The organism is Thermococcus sp. 21S7 (genome assembly GCF_012027615.1).
Taxonomy (GTDB): domain Archaea; phylum Methanobacteriota_B; class Thermococci; order Thermococcales; family Thermococcaceae; genus Thermococcus.
In genome coordinates this window covers 368,591-388,538 of sequence record NZ_SNUT01000001.1, presented here as the reverse complement: position 1 = coordinate 388,538, position 19,948 = coordinate 368,591, and the positions used below count along the sequence as shown (strand labels likewise).

The following is a 19,948-nucleotide window of genomic DNA, read 5'->3' as shown; positions in this document are numbered from 1 at the left end:
AGAATAGTAAGAATATAGTGACGGAATACCCTTGTGTAGAGACATAGTGTATCCGTCACGAAAATATCCATTAATGGATATTGATGAACAGAAAAGAAGTCCCAATTTGTCTCAAAATCTCAGATGTTAGAGCTTGCAGGGATTTATTCTAATAGTTATTGCTGGTATAACTGCTCCAAATTTCCAGAAAAGCTCTGAGAGTTCTTTAATAACAACACAACTATCTTTAATCGGGTATTGAGGAGTTGAGGTTGCTACTGCTGGAAAAGTTGATGGATTTATTCATAATATTATTGCTGTTGCTATTGGTCTCTTTTCAGATCCTTTGGACTGCTAGCTTTTCTGCTATGAATTAGAAGTTAGGATGGATTCAGTATCTATTACGACAGCCAGACGGAAAAAGTAAACATGGAACGTAATACGATAGCGTGTCGTGTTTTGATTGCATGTAGCTGTTAAAGGTTAAATATCAGAATATCTTACTGTTTACCATGCTCCTAAAAGATGTCATAGATGTTGCTTCGTATCTATTCGAAAACAAAAAGTCATTAAGGATTTTAGAAACGTTTCAAGCGATTGTATTGTACTATACTCTAATACAGGCGATTCTTGTTATAAAACCCCTATCTTCATTCTGTAAAAGGTTAAGTTGTGCAATTGCCATTTATATCATGGGGGTAACACTCGTTGGACTTCTATACCTACTACTACGAGAAAGGGCCAAACCCGATAAAGAGAACACCCCATCTCCTGAAGATGTTATAAAAGAATACCTTTCTCATGTCTCTTGGAAAGAGCTAATGGGAACTACCACGATTACAAAGGAAACTTTAGAAAAGACATCACTAGAGATAACAGACTTATTAGTCAACAGATTTAATTCGATATCCCTGTCCAAAGCAACATATAAAATGATAAGATCCATAGCAAGCGGCAGTCGTATTCTTCCCGCATTATTATTCTATGCGTTAGTTTGGATGTTGGTGTATCTAAGGAAGGATATCCCCTATAACCCCATTCTTCGAGGTATCCTAGAACCATCCCTTAGGAATCTCGGGATGGGGGTCATTTTATACATGCTTCTTACCCTTCTAATAACTTTAACCACTGGTTTATTGTCTCCCCTTGTAGATACGTTAAATACCAGTGGCAAAAACATACACTCTAGTCGTGCGGTTCGATACATCTTGGCAATGCTTATCGCATCCCTTTTCCCTTACTTCACCTTGAATCAGGTTTTGAACTCGCCAAAAAAGCCGGAAGTTTGGACGTTTACTCTTCTCTATAAGATTAACAATGGGGATCCGCCTAGCCAAGAATTCCTAAGATTTGTACAGATACTCTTTGAGGGTAAGGACGATGAGAAATATTCTGTATACAGTCCGTTAACTCAAAAACAAATTACCAGAGAAGATTTTGAGAATGCTATCCAATACCAGCTTCAAAATGTTGTCTCAACAACTCCGGGTGTTATGAGTTCAGTCTATCTTATTCACAAGCACCCTGAAACTGTATCTATTGCTATCTTTACGATTGAAACAGAACTGAGATACAATTTGAAACGAACCCAAAAGGCAACGATAAACCGAAGAGGACAGAAGACTATTGAAAAGACTGTAATTACGGATCCTAAACAGATTTATCTCCTTAAAATTGTCGAAATTTCGCCAGAATCAGTAATCCAAGGGATATTGTTCCAGATAGGGCATGAAATCTTAGAAGGTAAGCTTTCTTTAAAGTGACCGAATAGAACTTTGTTGGATAATAAAGCATTTTAACAGCCTAACCCACAGGCTTCAGTGAGAGGTGAGCTGAATGGTTGAATCTGAGTCAACAAAGCTAAACATGGTATGTGGCGAGGACAAGAATGAGAAGCTTTCTAGGCTGGAAAGCATACTTTGGGAAGCCGCCAGCCTAATTCGGGGTTCTGTTAATCCCACAGACTACAAGAAATACATTCTTCCCCTAATCTTCTATAAGAGGCTTTCAGATACGTTCACATATGAGATAAATAAACTAATTGAGGAGGGCGTAATCGATACTGTTGATGAGGTCTACGAATTGGTAGAGGCCGAAAGAGAAGAGCATGGAAGGCCCAAGTCAATTAGATACGTCATTCCAGAAGAGTATCACTGGGACACCATCGTTAAACTTTCAACAAACGTCGGAGAAAAGCTTACGGAGGCCCTCAGGGGCATAGCAAGGCTAAATCCTGAGCTTTCAGGCATAATTGACGTCGTAGATTTCAACGAGACTCACGGGGGAGAAAGAATAATCAGCGATGATATCATCCAGAGGGTTCTTCAGATACTAAACAAGATGAAAATGGGTCCAGAGGACGTTGAACCCGACATTCTGGGTAGGGCTTACGAATACTTGATAAGAAAATTCGCTGAAGACAGTGGCCAGAGTGCAGGAGAGTTCTATACTCCCTGCGAGGTTGCATGGCTTATGGTTAATCTCCTTGACCCAAAGCCCGGCTCGGAGGTTTACGATCCCGCATGTGGCTCGGGAGGCCTTTTAATAAAGTCCCAGCTCTACGTTAAGTACAACTATCCGGAAGAGGCCGAGAAAAAGCCCTTAAAGTTGTTCGGTCAAGAGAAACTGGCCTTCACATACGCCATAGCCAGAATGAACGTTATCCTACACAACATGGAGGCAGATATACGGAGAGGAGACACCATACGCAATCCCAAATTTTTGGACAAGGACGGCAAATTAAGACAGTTCGACTACGTTATCGCGAACCCCATGTGGAACCAGGACTTCCCGGAGGATGTTTACATCAACGACAAATTTGATAGGTTCAAGTTTGGAATACCTCCCAGTAATACTGGAGACTGGGGCTGGATACAGCACATGTTCGCCTCAGCAAGGGAAAAAGTGGTAGTAATCATCGATACCGGGGCTGTTTCGAGGGGTTCGGGAACCAAGGGAACGAATAGAGAGCGGGACATCAGAAAGAAGTTTGTGGAGAAGGATCTAATCGAAGCCGTTATCCTAACCCCTGAAAACCTCTTCTACAACACCACCGCCGCCGGAGTTATCATTGTTATCAACAAAAACAAACCTGAGGAGCGCAGAGGAAAAGTACTGCTCATTAATGCCTCTCGGGAATTCAAGAAGGGAACTCCCAAGAACTACATGACCGAAGAACACGTTGGCAAGATACTCAAGGCCTATCGGGAATTCAGGGACATAGAAGACTTTAGCAAGGTTGTAACCTTGGAAGAAATCAGGAAGAACGATTACAACCTAAGCCCTTCGAGATACATCCCCCTGATAACTGAAGGTGAGTACAGAGAGATACCCGAAATCCTCCAGGACCTCAGAAGAATTGAGCAGGAAACTAAAGTGATAGATAGTGAACTCAACAAAATCCTGATTGAACTTGGCTTTGAGGGGTATCTTCAGGGTGAGGACTGATGAAAACGCTGGATGAGTTCCTAAATAAGCAATACCACACAAAGATTCCAGTCAAAGGCAGTGCAGTCCTCCAAAAAGGGAGAAAGAAACTTTATGGTAGAGAACTCCCAGAAGGATGGAACGTTGTTAGTTTTGGACAGATTTTCAGGCTTGTCGACAAGAAGTCCCGGAAGATTAAAATCAAAGATGATGAGACGTATAGGCTGGTTACCGTCAAATTGTATGCAAAAGGAGTTGTACTGAGAGAAATCAAGCAGGGGAGTGAGATAAAGACGAAAACAATGTACAGAATACAAGAAGGAGACTTCATAATCTCAAAGATTGATGCCAGGAACGGTGCTTATGGCTTTGTTCCCCCGGAATTAGATGGGGCTGTTGTTTCGGGTGATTTTCCGATATGGCGGTTGAAAGAGTTAGATTACGTCGATAAGGACTTTGTGGATCTGTACCTTTCCCAGCCAACGATATGGGAACTAATAAGAAATTTCGTTACAGGCAGTACAAATCGGAAAAGAGTTAGCCCCGAGGAATTTATGTATCTAGTTCGGATTCCACTTCCCCCATTAGAAGAACAACGCAAAATCGTCTATGTCTTGAAAACAGTCCAGCGGGCAATTGAACAGCAGGAGAAGATAATCAAAACCACCAAAGAACTCAAAAGGGCTCTAATGAAGAGGTTATTCACCAAGGGTCTTGACCCAAATCAGCCGACAAAGATGACGGAGATTGGAGAGATCCCGGAGCATTGGGAGGTAGCCCCTTTAGGCGAGGTTTCAAATCTTTTGAGTGGGGGTACCCCTAGTAGACAACATTCAGAGTATTGGAACGGGAGCATTCCTTGGCTTAAATCTGGGGAATTAAATGATGGCTATATTTATTCCACTGAGGAGACTATATCGGATATTGGTCTTAAAAAATCTAGTGCAAAAATTATTCCTAAAGGAACATTATTGATAGCATTATATGGAAAAGGCACAGTAACAAAAACTGCAATTCTCGGTATTGACTCAGCAATTAATCAAGCTATATGTGCCATAATTCCAAAAAATAATGCATTTCTCCCGAGATTTATGCAGTACTATCTGATATATCGTCGGCCAGTTATACTAAAAAAATATGTACGCGTTCAAAGTGATGCAGGTAGAACAAATCTGTACCTTGGAGTTCTTAGGGGAATTCCTGTCATTCTGCCCCCAATAGAAGAGCAAAAAAAGATAGTAGGAATACTTGAAACAGTAGACAGAAAGATAGAACTGGCCCAGCAAAAGCGCAAAGCCCTGGAGGGGCTGTTCTCAACGCTCAGGCACAAACTCATGACGGGTCAGATTCGCGTTTTTAACCTTAAAATCCCAACGGAGTGACTGCTTTCTCTTTTTCTCGATACTAGCGAAAGTGATAAAAATCCAACAAAGATAGAACTAATGTAATACGGGGGATGCCCTATGTCGGGAAGTTTTAGAGAGTTTGATATGTACCCCCATGTGAGAGAGCTACTCCGGCGAAGGTTCCCCGCTTCTAAGGGATGGGTTATCAAAGAACGAGAGCGAAGAAACGGATACGAGCCTGATTACATCGTTGAGAGACGGAGAGGTAATAGAATTGAGAGACATATATTTGAGGTGAAAAGGGAACCCAAAGCAACAATAAAACACGTTCAGCAGGTTAATAGGTATGCGAAGTATCTCTCAGGTCCAAACGTCGAAATAAAAAGCAAGAACATCATTTACCCTGCCGGAGCAGATGTTTCTGGCCTCCCCTCCGACATTGGGACTCTAAAACTAAGAAAATTCAAGGTTAGGAACCAGAACTCAAGGCCAAAAAAGAAATCGCAAAAGAAAAAGTCCCAAAAAGGCCACACTCCAAGGAGGAAATCCACCAAGCGGAGGAGAAACTGGAATGCCCTCTTATAAAGTTACAGTGGTCCTTGAACCTACTGGAAACAGTAGTATTGCATTTAATGAGCCCGTTATGATAAATGGCATCACTCTGAGAACCGAGGATCCTACTCGGAATCCTAAACCAAAGATCTACGCTGAATTTGAATTCAAAAGTAAAGATGAACCATTACAAATAAAGAACTATACTTATTCTGAAATTGAAAAGAAAGTGCTTCCAATCATTATTTTTCTGTCAAAGTCCCCATATCTGATTAAAGACATAAAAATAGAACGGCTCCCAGAGATTTACAAAAGAGGCAATACAATAGAAGTCCATCTATTTGATACAATCCATGTAAAGAGCGAAGTTCATATTTCAATGACCTTTGAAGATCCCCAAGCCAAAATATCATCTCTTTTGGAAAGATTAAACAGAATAGATCCCGATTCAGAATCTGTTCTCGTTAGGGCAATTAAATACTGGAATCGAGCAATGAGCGATCCGGATCCTATTGACAGATTTCTTAACTTGTATATTGCAATTGAGCTTCTGGCCGGTAAACTAGTTAACAAAGAATATAGAGAGAATAAGTGGGTTAGTGCACTATACGATAAGTTTGGGGTTAACGGGATTTATGATGGATACAAAATACACAACATCAGGGCCGCCTTGGTACACTATAAAAACGATCAGCTAGACAAAGAAGAAGCCGAGAGAATTATTGAAAAACACGTAGATGAATTTGCTCAGGAGATTTTCGAGCTTATGAAAGACTACGTAGAATGCGGAGGGGATACAGAGTGTTTACGGAAGAAGAGACAGCAAAGAAACCGTTCATGATGTACCTTACTAGCCTTGGATGGGAATACATCTCACCTGAAAAAATCGATTCACTGAGAGAAACTTGGAAAGAGCCCTTTATCCTACCGATTTTCAAGAAAAAGTTACTGGAACTTAATCCCTCTATGGGCGAAGAAGAAGCTGATGTGGTTCTCCAAAGAATACGGAACATCAGGGCTAATATAGAGGGAAATAGGGAATTCCTCAGATATCTTAGGGGACAAAGGACATTCTATAGCAAATCCGAGAAGAGGGAGTTGAATTTAAGACTGATTGACTTTGAAAATCCTGAAAATAACGTGTTTCACTACACTCAAGAATTCTGGATGGAAGATATAAAGAAGGATAGGGCCGATATTGTGCTTTTTATCAATGGAATCCCTCTTTTCATCGTCGAGACTAAAGCTCCCTGGCTATTTAACATCGTAGATGGTGAGGTTAAGGATTGGCGCTCTCATGCCGTGGAACAAATCTCCAGGTATCACGAAGAAGTTCCCAACTTCATGAAATATTTTCAGATGTACATGGCCAGCAACGGTCTCAATCTAATATACTCAGCAACTTGGAACTTCAACGAAAGAAACGTTTATCGCTGGAAAACGGAGGAGGGTAAAGATTACGGCCTCCAAGACCTGATTTTTTCAATGCTAAGAAAAGAAAGAGCATTGAGATTTATCGAGGATTATATAGTATTCTTTGAACAGGATGAAGAGCTCAGCAAGTTCGTCTTGCTACCACACCAAGTTAGGGCAGTTGAAAGGATAGTCAATAGGGCAATTACAGGAGATGCAAGAACTGGCCTTATATGGCATACCCAGGGTTCAGGAAAAACCCTAACCATGATGGTTGCCGCTTCAAAAATAAGAAGAATACCCGAGCTGGAGAATCCAACTATTATAATGGTCGTTGACCGTATTGAACTCCAGAAACAGTTAGTCCGTAATCTTACAAAGTTCGGGCTGGATTTCATTGTTGCAGAATCCAAAGTTCACCTTAGGGAACTGTTAAAGAGCGATTACAGGGGAATCATCGTTACGTTAATCCATAAGTTCCGGGGAATGCCTTCCAATATAAACACCCGTAGGAACATCTTTGTATTCATCGACGAGGCTCATCGGTCACAGGAAGGGGACTTAGGAATTCAGATGAGGTCAGCCCTTCCCAACGCGTTCTATTTTGGGTTCACTGGTACCCCGATAGATAAGGGGAAGATTGGCAAAGGCACATTTAATCTCTTTGCCTTTGAAGATATGAAGAAGTATCACAGACCATACTTAGACAAATACGGTATCAAGGAGTCCATTGAGGATGGAACTACCGTCCCCTTATATTACACCCTAGCACCGCAGGAATATCGCTTAGACAGGAAAACAATTCTGGAGGAATTTTTCAGGTTATACGAAGAGAAAGGAATAGCCAGCATAGAGGAACTTAACAAGCTCCTTGATAAAGTATCGAAGATAAAAGAGGTTCTTAAAGCCAAAAAGAGAATTAAAAAGGTCGCCAAACATATATCCGAGCATTATAAAAAGTTCGTTGAACCCTCTGGATTTAAGGCGATGGTTGTTGCCGTGGATAGAGAAGCCTGCGCCCTATATATGGAAGCGTTCAAGGAACTCTATGAAGAGAATCCACACTCAGCGATTCCCCCGGAAGAAATTGCAGTTGTATATACCCCCATGCACAATGACAAAGGTATACTAAAGAAGTATCATCTTAAAGAAGACCAAGAGGATGAGATACGAAGAAACTTCAAAAAACGGGAGAGGCCACCTAAGATTCTCATAGTTACCGAGAAACTCCTAACGGGATATGATGCTCCCATTCTCCAAACCATGTATCTAGACAAGCCCATGAAAGACCATACACTACTTCAGGCCATTGCAAGAGTTAACCGCCCCTATTCAGATGGAGAGCTTCATAAGACAGCCGGCCTGATCGTGGATTACATCGGAATTTTTGAAGACCTTCAGAGGGCTCTGGCGTTTGACAGTAAGAGTATTGAAGGAGCAGTCTTTGATTTGGAAGTACTACGCAAGAGGTTTGCGGAATTAATGGGGAGAGCTGAAGAGTATCTCGGGCTATTACGGGATAATAGCCGGAGCTGGGACAAAAAGTTAGAGAAACTAGTGAAGGTATTCAGCGATCGCAAAAAGAGGGATGATTTCATTCAACTTTTCAAGAACATTCAGGACATTTACGAGATTCTATCCCCTGATCCATTTCTTAGAGACTATCTCGAAGACTATAAGTTGCTATTAAAGCTTCACCGGTTTATCAAGGCCCAGTTCTATCCAACAGATTTTGAGAGAAGAGAACTGTTGAAAAAGACAAAGGAGCTAATCAGAAATAGCGTTGATATTGAAACCATTGTGGATGGCCTTCCTGTTTATAAAATCGATGAGCATATTGCCGACACTATAAAAAATGAAAGGATAGACGACATTGTCAAGGTCTACAACCTCCGCCGTAGTTTGATGAGATACATAAAAGAGCACCAGCATGAGGTTCCGTATCTGGAGTTCTTAATCGAAAAGATAGAATCTATTATAAAAAGGCTTGAGGAAAGGCAAATCAGTGCAAAAGAGGCCCTAGAAAAGGTTATAGGGCTATCCGAAAGTGCCGTCGAGTCAGTGAGAAGCTACAAAGAATCAAAATTAGACCCCGCAACTTTCAGTGTCCACTGGCTTCTCAAAAGCTATGGTATAGAAGATGTAACTGTATCCGAGGAGATTACCAAAATCCTATTGTCAAACGAAGGCTGGACCTACAATCAAAACCTTCAACAAGGTCTGCTGAGAAAGATATACCGCATTTTGAAAGAGAATGGCGTCAAACAGGTGAGGGAACGAGTGAAAATAGGGAAAGATCTCCTTGAACTGGGACGGAGGCTGATACATGACACCAGAGGAAGTCTATGAACTTGTGTCTAGATGGGCAAAAGAACTTGGTGTTTATCCTAAGAGAGTTCGATTCCAAAAAATGAGGCATAAATGGGCCTCTGCATCATCAAAAGGAACACTAACCTTTAGTGTAGACATATTGGAGCTTCCCTATGAAGTCGTAGAATATATCGTGGTGCATGAGCTGATACATATCAAAGTTGGTTCTCCACGTCATAATCGGCTGTTCAGGGCCCTTCTTTCGAGTTATATCCCTGAGTGGCAAGCTTTGCAACGAGAATTGACCTCTTATTCTAGCCCTAGTGGGGTACAGGAATGAATGGCCTTATGGATAAGATTCATGTTTGTTTATTATTATAGATTGTGATTATGTGATTTTTAAGTTAATGTTAAAAGTTAAAAAAGGTAACATCCAATTTAAATTGTCAGTTAATTGAGAGCTGGGGGATACCCAATGGAGGAACCACTACAGTTCTCTCAGGAGGATATTGAGCATGTTAGAAAAAAGCTACTCCAGAAAAGACGAGAATTCATTGAGAAATTCGCAAAAGACGTTTTGGGATTAGATATTAAGATCAGAAGGGGAGAGAAAAAGAAAATCGTAGAAGAATTAATGCAGGAACACCAGGATGAGATACTGAAGTTCTTTTTAATATATCTCCCGGAGATGGATGGTAAGGATATAAGCACAAATCGTGCCAGACATGCACTAGCGACTATGTTTCCTGATTTTGCGGGTGAAATACACGCTATAAAAAGCAAAGAGGAAGTGCTGTTGTTCTTATACCGTCATGTTGGACAGGAAAAACTTCAGGATTACCTCTCCTGGATAAGATATGAGGCGTATATCGAGAAAAACCGGGATAAAAATAGATATTTGCTAGATAAACCATTTCTATTCAGAGACAACAAAGAGTTAGAACGACTTATTGATGAATTTGTGAGAGAATGGAACAGTAAAAACATACACTGGGCTAGAATTGACATGAGATCCACTAACGATGGAGCAATTAAATTGATAATAACAATGGAATATGGCAGAAGACCTTATCAGGAATTTTTCGTACGGAGAAGGATGAAAATCTACGGGATATCAGAGACTCTCAGGTATTCAAAGGACAGTAATATCATCCATACACCATTGATACCAAAAAACAAAGAGGATCTAAAAGAAGTTTCAGAGTGGATCTATCCATTAGGTCATTATATCCTGCAAATTAGGCCTATTAATGACAAGGAAACAGAAATAATCCTTGGATTTGACCTGAACAAGAAATATCCGAGGGATTTGCTCGACAGATTACTCTCCGTATTGTTTGGAGAAGATACATCTGTGAACGATCTCAAGTTGATCAAGCCCAAACCTGTCGAGGAACTAAAGGAAACTGTAAAGCAGACCATTCAACATTCAAAGCATATGTCAGACGCAATAGAACAGATAGACAAAGAGATCAAGGAGAGAAAATCGGAAGCTGTGCAAAAACTGCAGTCTTTGGACCTCCCCGATGAAGCAAAAGAAAAACTGAACGAGATCATTGAATCTATCAAGCTTGGTGGTTTTAGATTTCCAGGGGATCCTGCAACGGGAGCACTAAAGGTCGACATAGTAGCAGATTTAGACGAATTCCGAAAGATAGTTCCAAATGTGGATGATTTCCTTGATGATCTGATTGGGGCATATGGTGATAAGGTTGAGCCAGTACTCCTGATTAACAACAAGCCAGTTAACTTGGCCTCAGAGAATGTTTACAGTAGGCTGAAAGAGGAAGAGAGACTGGCACTAAAACTATTCTTGGGGGATATAAATGAATCGGAGTAGTTATGACTCTCTTCTTGCTTTTTTGAATGCATTTCCAGTAGTTGCTAACAGAGAAAAGGGGGAACTATTATCAAAGCTTAAACCAAAGGAAATAGAGGAGCTTCTTAGGATGGGGATACTAGCTGAGGAAAAGGTGCCCCCAACATGTCCTGATGGATCTCCAGTTGTAGATGTTCTAAAACCAAAGGAAGACCCCCGAAAGAGGGGCAAATACTTGTTACGATGTCAATCTGGGAAAATCAAAGAACTGTCCCCAGAAGAATACGAAAACAAATTTACTGTGTATAGGGTAATATATCCTGCTCTCATAAGAGTTATCCTTGAGGTTTTAGACGTTCCTTTAGATAGTGAGCCCGATATCATGCCAGGATTTGTTGAAATCTCTGATGAAAGCCTTGCAGTCGTCCTCTTGACAAAACCACCCAAAAAACCAAGGGACTATTTTAGGATTTTATCAAAATATATCCAAAATAAAAAGCTTATAATCCTCATAGGACATGATAAATCCTTGGATGCATTCTTAGAGATAGTAGGGATTCTTCCTCTCGGAAATCTAGTATATTTTGTCCCATTTTCCCTGCTTTTGGATAAACGCCTCAAATCTGACCTAGCGTATTGGATTGAGGCAAATAGTAAAATAGAGGACTTGGAGAGGAGGATAATCAACTCCATTCAACCTGAAAACTTTAGGAAGCTCATGGTTTCAGTTGAAACAAATCCTAGATACCTTCTTTCGTTGTTATCTAACCTCAAGACACTCAAATTAAAAAACATGCCCAAATTTGATGAGTATTTTGAGAATACATCCTCACTGGCGTTTCGGTATTTATATGGAGTCGATATAACTTTTGGGGGTTCAAAGAATAGAGGCGTTAAGGTTCCGGACTCAATAGTTTTTATCAGAGATCCCACGGGACCCGCTGTAAGGGTTATAGGAATAGTTGATGCTAAGTCTTCCCTTAATGTGGATTTTAGAAAGGAACTGACAGAAAAGTATGGAAAATACTTATCTTACATTTTGCGGTCTGATATATACAAAGCTGCCCCACTAAAGCCGGATATTCCTTTCATATTTGTTCTCTTCAGATTTAATCTTCACAGCTTAATTGATTTGCATGGAAGATTAATGAACTATGTCCACTCCAGATTCAAAGAATTTGAGGACAAAGTTTATACTGTTGTGGTTCCTGTTGACACACTTGAAATCCTCCTAAGAGCACGTTTGTCTATAGTTTTAAGAGAGGGAGATCTAAGTGAATCTGGTCTAGATAAGTTCTTTTTATCCATACAAAAGAATACCTTAAGACCGTGAAGGAAGAACAGAACCAGGAGATTGTTAAATCTCTTAGACGATACGCAACAAGCTTCAAAGGCTCGATAGAGGACTTTATAAAATTTGACAGGCTTTATATACTGCCTCCAGAGATTATTATCACAGAACTTGAAAGGTTGGCAAGCGAATATAGCTCTTTAAGGGAGTTAGTTGATGATATCAAAAAAGCTGCAGAGGAAAGTAAGTACTACTTTGACTAAGCACACGAGCTTATTCACGACAATATTTATTAACAGAAGACAAGAATGCACTTTGGTGAGTTCAATGGACGAATTAAACACAAAAACCATTAGACTCACATTGGATGCATACAAAATCCTGAATTCTGAAAAGAAAAAGCTGAATCAGATTGCTAATGTCTCATACACGTATTCGGACATAATACTAGCAAGCTTGGCAATGCTGGAGGCGTTAAACAATGAAAACCGGCCTCTTGTCATCGACATCCTTAGGAAGTTCAAAAATGCCAGGGTTAACAGTGATAAAACTAACATTGAAGAACTCTTTAAAAATACTGTCAATGAAATTGTTAGTGAACTTTCATCTAACCTTCTGAAAGAGGCCATCACTAAGATAATCGAACATTTGATTGAAAGAGGCTTTCCAGGGGCCGCTATGGAAGTTTTGTTAAGTAATGTTAACCTTTTTGATGCTCATGAAAGAAATCAACTTAGCTTTGAGATACTGGCGGCAATTGGTGAGAATCAGAAATTAAAAGAGCTCCTCTAAGATTTTTATTTAACGCATGAATCAGGGGTCAATTGAATTAGCATTAGCAAAAACAATAATTTATAAGCAACATCTTTTTTATTAGTTTTCAAGCAAGACATTTAAACCCTGATTTGTAATATAATCACAAAACACTATTAGGAGGGTGTTGAATGTCAGAGGAAGTCCATAAGGAATGGTGCATCAACCCTATCGAGATTAGAAATGCTTTGTGGACCCTTGCAGACAAGGAGCAAGAAAGTACTGTGCTGGTATCACCTAGAGTCTTTGTTGGAAGGGCGTTGTATGTGCTCAACCGCTATCCATATATACCATATCTAGACGAAATATCAAGAGATCCAGAGATTGTCGGAGCAATACAGGAGTTCTGGGAAGCTGTGGATGAATGTTCCGAGAATTTTGAGGGGTGTTATCCAGAATTATCGGAGAGATTTGGAAGAATAGTGTGGCTTATATCCAGAATCCCTTTAGGAGAGATAATGATACAAGACGTCCAAGATGAACTCAATTCTGTAATTAGGGATCTCAATGACGTTTTTAATACTCACAACATCCGCTTTGTTGTTGATTGGTCTAGATACAGGCCCAGAGGATTTCCTAGATTATATAGACCTATACCCACAGAATTACTCGCAGGCACCTTGGCCTTAGGATTTGGATTAAGCATGAGCCTGTCACTAGAATTTCTTGAGTTCCGAAAAGGGATTGCAAATATAAGAGGCAGAATAGACGCCATAATACAAAAGGGAAAGTCGTGGTACATTAGAAAAGGGCCAACCCTTATAGTACTTTGGAATTGTATAAAAGAAGTGACCTCCAATACATACAGGGACAAGATTATAGAGGATCTTTTAAATCAAATAATACCTCTATTGGGAGATGCAGTTTTGTTTACTAGGGATGTCATTAACTGTATCCACGATAATGAGTATGTTGTTGTTTCAAAATAATAAATTGAAATTGACTTGTTCTCAATAAACTTTCTTTCCTTCCTTTTTCAACTTTAACCGATGACATATATCTGTCTCCCTTTCTCTCCCTAGTTTTTAACAGCAAAACCTTTTAACCTCTCCTTCTAGAGCAACTTCGAAAGAGGTGGGATGACGAGGCCTCTTTAACCGATGACACCCACTCCGTTGAAAAGGCCCCTTTGGCCGAAAGAAGGCTTGAAAGGGGAGATTTGGGTTGCGAACCGATGAGGAGTGCCATTACTGACAGTTATATTACATGCATTTTCTTAATATTCATACGAGTAAATACGCTTTTGCATGCATTCTCGACCACCAAAAATAAAATGCATGCAATCATCGGTTAATTACATGCAAAAACGTCATGTTTAAAAAGCTAAAATACGTATATAATCCTGGTGGGTGGGGGTGAGAAGGAAGGTATTTTATACACCACCAACCCAAACAGCTGTAATAAACACAGACAACGGGTTCGTGATACTCAAGCTAAGTGACTTCGATGAGTACAAAGAAGAACTCGTAAGACTGAGAAAAGAAGGGCAAATGACAGTTGGAAAGTTTCAGAACAGATCCACCGCTGTCAATGTGTTCCTCGAATATCTAATTAAGACCAAAGGCATCGAGCCCGGCACGAACGAGATAAAAATCACGACAAAAGACATATACAACGCCTTTACAACATTCATCCGCGAGAGAAGGCCCGCAGTCCACACTTTGCGTATATATCTTTACTCAACGAGAAAGGCCTTGGAGCATATTTTGCTCAGCAAATACAACGTTCTTCTTTCCAGAACAATCGGGCTCGAAGTTTTTAACCCCGAGTTTTACGTATCACAGCTTTCAAAATCCACGTTCCAGACAAAAGGCCGCCAGCTAAAAGAATATCAGCTCAACGAGAGAAGCAAAGTAATAAGCGACGAGAGAGTGAAAGACGCCCTAAGATGGCTTGAGATACTGATCCATACTAAGAAAACCCGCACCGTTGAAAACCTCAGGCTGGCGACAATAATTGCCCTCTTAACCGGAGTGCGAGGCTCAGAAATTAACGACCTCCAATTCCAAGTCATCGTTGACGGTGAAACCATAAATCAAATTGACCTCAACAGGGGCATCATATATTTCCACCGCAAAAAGCTGAAAGAAGACGCCACAAAAAGCTTCACACCAGTGTTCATCCACCCCGTCCTCATTGAGGAACTTAAAGCATACCGAAGAAAATACCTGCCGGACCCCACGAAACCCCTCTTCGGATATTACGAGATTGACAAACTGTTTTACAATTATTACACCCCAGCAAAAGCATTCAGAAGTAAAGAAAAGCTTGAGACCCTGTACCAGAACAACAAATGGCTCCAGAAGTATCCACCGCAAAAGCCGATTATCGGATTGCGCCAAATCAGAAAATACGTTGACAGTTATCTGCAAGCAAGAATGTTCGAGCTCGCGGACAAAGGCGTGGGAAGCTCCCTCTTCGGAAAGGGCCTTTATGGGCTCGACAACATGCGAAGATACAAGAATTACCTCCTCGGACGCGCTGAGGGCGTGGATTTTATGCATTACATCTCCACAACAGAAGACCCCCGTTACGTCGCCCGATATCGGAGATTCACGAACATGCTCTTCGACGGACTCATTGACAGGATCATGCCCGAATTCGGCCGCATCCTAAGTCCAGAAGTCGCATCAAAGCTTTACGGAAAATCCCCCGAAACACCAACGGCCACACAGAAAAGCAAAGTGACCTTATATTGAGCATTCCAACTTTGTTCACTCCCAGGACCTTAACATTTCTTTATTCTTAACCAGAAAACTTAGTGGGGCCTTCTTGATATATCAAAAAATGATAAAAAGTGGCATTAGTCCATCTCACCGTAAGCGAGAACGAAGAACGCCTCCAGGGCAATGACGGAAGGCACCCTCACGCAATCCTGCCTCCTCGGGAACAGCACATCTTGGAAATACTCAACAAAGACCCGAAGCTTGAGAGCACTCTTCGCATCGACTAACCCCTTCTCCACAAAGTCATCAAGAACGTAATTGAAGAGCCCCTTGGCATCAAGGAGGACTTCACGCTCCTCGTAAACCCCCATCAACAAGGAGTAAACTTCACGCCAGAACTCCTTAGGCACTCCAAGCTCACCCAAACGCTCAACCAGAACTCCAGTCACCTTTTTATTGACCTCTTCCAGGTTCATGGCCCTAATGTCGTTAAAGATTCCGTACAGCACGACCCTTACATCCTCCATGCTTACCACCACTCCCCAGCGGGAGTGTGGGCAATTAAAAATAACTCCCACCCATCAGAAGGAACCATGAAAAAATTCGCATTTAATTTACGAGTTACCAATTTGGGTAACTCAAAACCCATCGAGTTGCCAATTTTGGTAACTCATGAGGGGCAAAAGAAGGCCGGAGAAGGCTTCTTTTCATCGCATTGTTTTCAAAAATTCTTGCATCTGAGCGCGAGTTCCAAAAAATGAAACGCACAAATTTGTACATTCACTAAATCACGCTCCGAAAAGAAGGCACGAAACAGCTCAGATTGGCCGAAAAACAATGTAAAAACAAAAAGTCTCATGAAGGGCGTGATAATGCGCTTTCCCATAACTTTCGGGCAACCACGCCGGGCGGTCTGTGGCGCGACAATAGGGTGAACGAGACCTCAGAAAGCCCCTTTCCCACATGAGTGTACAGAAATGTACTCTTGGAGGTGCTGGTGTAAGGCGTTTGCATTACACCGAACCGATCGCAAAAAGCAGACAAAAAATGAGACAACTCAAAAGAGACTTTCAATCAGCTTGTAATCTTTCTTCTCCAGGGCGTGGAGGATGTATGTTTTTAACTTTTTTGTTGAATCTTGTCCGGATCTCTGGAAGAACAAGGTCACGTATGATCTTATCAACCACCTTAGAGAGCTCGCTGTATCTTTTGGGATTGTCCAAGTTTAGGCTCTCAATGATATCCTCAAAGAGCGCACTTGAGAGCTCCTTATTCGTTTTTGGAGTCAATCTCTTGATATTTTCAAGTTTTTTCTGGAATTTTTTAAATTCAATATTCTTAATGTCTAAGTCAAGATGTTCATAAAGGTAATCCCTAATTGAATCGATAATAAATTCTTGCAAAGTTTTTGTCCTTCTTTGTATCTCATACCTCCTGATTTTGCTGTCTATGTCTTTTGCACGTTCCATCAATTCTTCCACGTTTATTTTGCCCTCCTTCCATTTGTTAAGTAACGTATTAAGGTTTTCATATTTATCCTTATAAAATGGTATGTTGGAGTTCTCTTTGACTCTTAAATACAAAGTATTGAAATATTTAACTCTTGAAGAGAGTTCATCTGAAATGCTTCCAAGCTCTTTAGTTGTTAAGTCCATTTTGGATGCATTTGATAAGGGCAGTAATAATTTCTTTGAAGGATTGTTCTTCCCCTTATCTGTATTACCTGCCAGTTCTGTAAACCTGTGATAAAGCCAACGAATCCAATAAATGTCATCTAAGTATTCTATTCGTTTTGGATGTGCTCCAAGGGAGTCGTACATTGAGAGGATTTCGCGTAACTTGTCAAAAAAATCAATAGCTCCGACTTCCTTTGCAGTATACTGTAACGCCAGTAAAGAGAGAGCCCCATAGACTTTTTCTAGCTCTTTTTTAAGGTCTTCTTCTCTTTTGTTTCTCTTTAATTTTTTAATAGTGTCAATATCGATTCCATTTCCGAGCAATTCTTTCTTAAATTCTTTTAGTTCATGCTCGAATTCACTTACTCTCTCTTCAATGCTTTTAGCAAAGTTATTCACGAAGTCCTCAATTACTTGAGACTCTTGAGTCGCAATACTCTCGTAAATGCCAATGATATTTTTTAATTCGTCAATGGACTTAACAAAGTCCACGATTAACCCTGTTTCTTTTCCAGGATATGGTCGGTTAACTCTCGTGACAGCTTGGAGAAGATTGTGTCTGCGGAGATCATTTCTAAGGAGATACATCGTTCTGAGAATTGGAGCATCAAAGCCCGTAAGAAGCATTTGTGTAACAATTAACACCTTCGGATACTCCTCATTCAGGAAGCTTTCAACAATTATCTTATTAACTTCGCGTTTAAGAGATTTGCCCTGGAACTCTCTTCTCGTCTTAAGCCACTTCTTGAATTCTTCGATTACCTCGCTCGTCTCGTTGTGCTGGTAAGTCATCACCACCTCAGAAAGCCTTTCAGCGTTCTCACAGAGTTCCTTGAAGTATTCAGCAACATCAATCCTACCATTTCTTTCAAGCTTTTCAGCCTTGGAGCAGAAGTATTTCTTAAACGCCCTGTCCAGGGCCCTCTTGAAGTGCACACAAGCTTCCCTGTTCACAGCGACAACCATCGCCTTAAACTGGAAACCCATGGTATCGTCATAAATCCTCCTGGCGATGTGCTCAGCGAATCGCTCGATATCCAAAGGGTGACCTAAATTAATTGACGACTTATTTGTTTTAATCATGTCGTTGTCGTATATAATCTCGAGAGTAAATCCATCCCGTATTGAATCTCTTATGAAGTAAACATCAAGGAAGTACTCACCCTCTTTGGGATATGCAAATGTCTCGAAAGTATTTCTATTCCTATTGAAGAAGATTGGAGTTCCAGTAAAGCCAAAGAATATTGCCTCAGGGAAGATTGCTCTCATCGCTGCTGCGAGCTGTCCATACTGGGTTCTGTGAGCCTCATCAATAAGGAAGAGGACTTCTCTTTTACTTACAGTTTCTCTTGCTTTGAACTCATATTTACTCTTAACGGTCTCCACCAGTCCCTTGAATTTTCTGGGCTGGAATTTTTGTATTTTCGTTACGTACACTCCGGTTGGAATTACTCTCTTCTCTTTTTGGTGCCTCAATATCTCTTTAACGCGTTGCTTCAGCTCAGGTATGTCATTTATCACGTTGAAATGTCTCCTGAATTCAGGATCTTCCACATTCTCAAAGACAGTTTTATATTGTGTTTCCAACATATTCCTGTCAACGACAAAGAACACAACCGGATTCCGATCCCTGTATCTGTTGAGGAACCAGTTGGCAACGAAGAACATTATGAACGTCTTTCCGCTTCCCTGCCACTGCCAGACGAGGCCATTCTTCTTATCGCTCTTCCCTGAAAGGTACTCCTCAATTCTCTCAATGATTCTCCTCGTCGCCCGGTACTGGTTCCATCTGGCGATGACCTTAATTCTCTTGGCACCCTTCTCGTTCTTCTTAAAGAAGAAGGTGTAATACCTCAGCATGTCGAGAAGTCTCATTGGAGTAATAAGGTCGAATATATTAGATTTTTCTCCGTTCGGGTACCTCCATACCATCACTGGAATATCCTCAGTAGACTTGAGCTTTTCTCTTGGTATAGTCGGGGTGTAAAGTTGCTTATCACCGTAAGCAATCCCAAACTGAACAAAACGGAAGAGATTTGGAGACTCCGTCTCATATCTTCTAATCTGTTTTAGGGCGTCTTCTTCAGTACCCTTAATCCTCGACCATCTTTTCCAGTCGAGATTCTCAATCCCAGGGCGATTTTGGCCTTTTGCCTCGATGATAACAACTGGAATGCCATTAATGAAAAGGCTAAAGTCCGGCCTTATAGTACTTCCAAAACTCGGATATTCCGCTTCATGGAGGAAGAAAAAGATGTTGTTGGCCGGGCTTTCATAATCGATAAGGATAACCCTGTCGTGCCTTCCAAGGGCTGTTATGGGAACTCCATACTTGATGTACTCCAGCATCTTAACCTCATTAGAATATTCGAGCGTACGCTGTATCTCCTCCCAGACTTTTTCTTTTTCTTCGTCAGTCAGATTAGCAAAAAATGTCTTGTTCAGTTCGTGGATTTTATTTTTAAGAATCTCCCAGAGAAGAAAGCTTCCAAGCGAATCTTCAAGCCCACTGTACTCGCCAACCAGTGTGTATTCTTTAATTTTAAACTTATCATTGCCATCTTTCCATCCAATTCTCAAAAGGTTCCTCTTAATCTCACTGTGGACTTCGGACTCAGGTTTGACCGCCATATTCCACCCCCTCTGCATTAAAGATA

Annotated in this window: 14 protein-coding genes; 12 read left to right on the top strand and 2 right to left on the bottom strand. The window is 40.9% G+C overall.

What is annotated here, in order from left to right; genetic code table 11:
* Positions 1-491: 491 nt before the first annotated feature.
* The 12 genes from E3E51_RS02085 to E3E51_RS02025 all read left to right on the top strand — a co-directional run bounded on the left by E3E51_RS02085 (position 492) and on the right by E3E51_RS02025 (position 15,648).
* Positions 492-1,742 carry a hypothetical protein gene (locus E3E51_RS02085; protein WP_167911454.1) on the top strand — a complete coding sequence of 417 codons (1,251 nt, stop codon included), beginning with the start codon at positions 492-494 and terminating at the stop codon, positions 1,740-1,742.
* Between the two features lie 73 nt (positions 1,743-1,815).
* Positions 1,816-3,426 carry a class I SAM-dependent DNA methyltransferase gene (locus E3E51_RS02080; RefSeq protein ID WP_206204442.1) on the top strand — a complete coding sequence of 537 codons (1,611 nt, stop codon included), beginning with the start codon at positions 1,816-1,818 and terminating at the stop codon, positions 3,424-3,426.
* The gene (locus E3E51_RS02075) at positions 3,426-4,787 is read left to right on the top strand and encodes a restriction endonuclease subunit S (RefSeq protein WP_167911453.1); all 1,362 of its coding nucleotides are present in this window, start codon (positions 3,426-3,428) and stop codon (positions 4,785-4,787) included. The genes E3E51_RS02080 and E3E51_RS02075 overlap by 1 nt, the downstream gene beginning before the upstream one ends.
* Positions 4,788-4,868: 81 nt before the next feature.
* Positions 4,869-5,336: a hypothetical protein gene (locus E3E51_RS02070; protein WP_167911452.1), complete on the top strand. Its 468-nt coding sequence runs from the start codon at positions 4,869-4,871 to the stop codon at positions 5,334-5,336.
* Positions 5,323-6,144 (top strand): hypothetical protein, encoded by an 822-nt coding sequence (locus E3E51_RS02065; protein ID WP_167911451.1) that lies wholly within the window; start codon positions 5,323-5,325, stop codon positions 6,142-6,144. Before E3E51_RS02070 ends, E3E51_RS02065 begins: the two co-directional genes overlap by 14 nt.
* On the top strand, positions 6,105-9,065 hold the full coding sequence (locus tag E3E51_RS02060; RefSeq protein WP_167911450.1) for a type I restriction endonuclease subunit R: 2,961 nt from the start codon (positions 6,105-6,107) through the stop codon (positions 9,063-9,065). Before E3E51_RS02065 ends, E3E51_RS02060 begins: the two co-directional genes overlap by 40 nt.
* Positions 9,066-9,501: 436 nt before the next feature.
* Positions 9,502-10,866: a hypothetical protein gene (locus E3E51_RS02050; RefSeq protein ID WP_167911448.1), complete on the top strand. Its 1,365-nt coding sequence runs from the start codon at positions 9,502-9,504 to the stop codon at positions 10,864-10,866.
* On the top strand, positions 10,853-12,178 hold the full coding sequence (locus E3E51_RS02045) for a hypothetical protein (protein ID WP_167911447.1): 1,326 nt from the start codon (positions 10,853-10,855) through the stop codon (positions 12,176-12,178). Before E3E51_RS02050 ends, E3E51_RS02045 begins: the two co-directional genes overlap by 14 nt.
* Positions 12,175-12,399 carry a hypothetical protein gene (locus E3E51_RS02040; protein ID WP_167911446.1) on the top strand — a complete coding sequence of 75 codons (225 nt, stop codon included), beginning with the start codon at positions 12,175-12,177 and terminating at the stop codon, positions 12,397-12,399. The genes E3E51_RS02045 and E3E51_RS02040 overlap by 4 nt, the downstream gene beginning before the upstream one ends.
* Positions 12,400-12,454: 55 nt before the next feature.
* Positions 12,455-12,928 carry a hypothetical protein gene (locus E3E51_RS02035; protein ID WP_167911445.1) on the top strand — a complete coding sequence of 158 codons (474 nt, stop codon included), beginning with the start codon at positions 12,455-12,457 and terminating at the stop codon, positions 12,926-12,928.
* 152 nt (positions 12,929-13,080) lie between these two features.
* A complete protein-coding gene (locus E3E51_RS02030; RefSeq protein WP_167911444.1) occupies positions 13,081-13,878 on the top strand; it encodes a hypothetical protein in 798 nt (265 codons plus the stop codon).
* 426 nt (positions 13,879-14,304) lie between these two features.
* The gene (locus E3E51_RS02025) at positions 14,305-15,648 is read left to right on the top strand and encodes a hypothetical protein (RefSeq protein ID WP_167911443.1); all 1,344 of its coding nucleotides are present in this window, start codon (positions 14,305-14,307) and stop codon (positions 15,646-15,648) included.
* A gap of 104 nt (positions 15,649-15,752) precedes the next feature.
* Here E3E51_RS02025 and E3E51_RS02020 read toward each other — a convergent pair whose 3' ends face one another.
* Together E3E51_RS02020 and E3E51_RS02015 are read right to left on the bottom strand one after the other, a co-directional pair.
* A complete protein-coding gene (locus E3E51_RS02020; protein ID WP_167911442.1) occupies positions 15,753-16,142 on the bottom strand; it encodes a hypothetical protein in 390 nt (129 codons plus the stop codon).
* Between the two features lie 543 nt (positions 16,143-16,685).
* Positions 16,686-19,922, bottom strand: coding sequence for a type I restriction endonuclease subunit R (locus tag E3E51_RS02015; RefSeq protein WP_167911441.1), 3,237 nt, complete (start codon positions 19,920-19,922; stop codon positions 16,686-16,688).
* Positions 19,923-19,948: the final 26 nt, after the last annotated feature.

Coding starts and splice junctions, on each gene's coding strand:
- E3E51_RS02085 (WP_167911454.1), top strand. CDS start 492: ATGCTCCTAAAAGATGTCATAGATGTTGCTTCGTATCTATTCGAAAAC.
- E3E51_RS02080 (WP_206204442.1), top strand. CDS start 1,816: ATGGTTGAATCTGAGTCAACAAAGCTAAACATGGTATGTGGCGAGGAC.
- E3E51_RS02075 (WP_167911453.1), top strand. CDS start 3,426: ATGAAAACGCTGGATGAGTTCCTAAATAAGCAATACCACACAAAGATT.
- E3E51_RS02070 (WP_167911452.1), top strand. CDS start 4,869: ATGTCGGGAAGTTTTAGAGAGTTTGATATGTACCCCCATGTGAGAGAG.
- E3E51_RS02065 (WP_167911451.1), top strand. CDS start 5,323: ATGCCCTCTTATAAAGTTACAGTGGTCCTTGAACCTACTGGAAACAGT.
- E3E51_RS02050 (WP_167911448.1), top strand. CDS start 9,502: ATGGAGGAACCACTACAGTTCTCTCAGGAGGATATTGAGCATGTTAGA.
- E3E51_RS02045 (WP_167911447.1), top strand. CDS start 10,853: ATGAATCGGAGTAGTTATGACTCTCTTCTTGCTTTTTTGAATGCATTT.
- E3E51_RS02030 (WP_167911444.1), top strand. CDS start 13,081: ATGTCAGAGGAAGTCCATAAGGAATGGTGCATCAACCCTATCGAGATT.
- E3E51_RS02020 (WP_167911442.1), bottom strand. CDS start 16,142: ATGGAGGATGTAAGGGTCGTGCTGTACGGAATCTTTAACGACATTAGG.
- E3E51_RS02015 (WP_167911441.1), bottom strand. CDS start 19,922: ATGGCGGTCAAACCTGAGTCCGAAGTCCACAGTGAGATTAAGAGGAAC.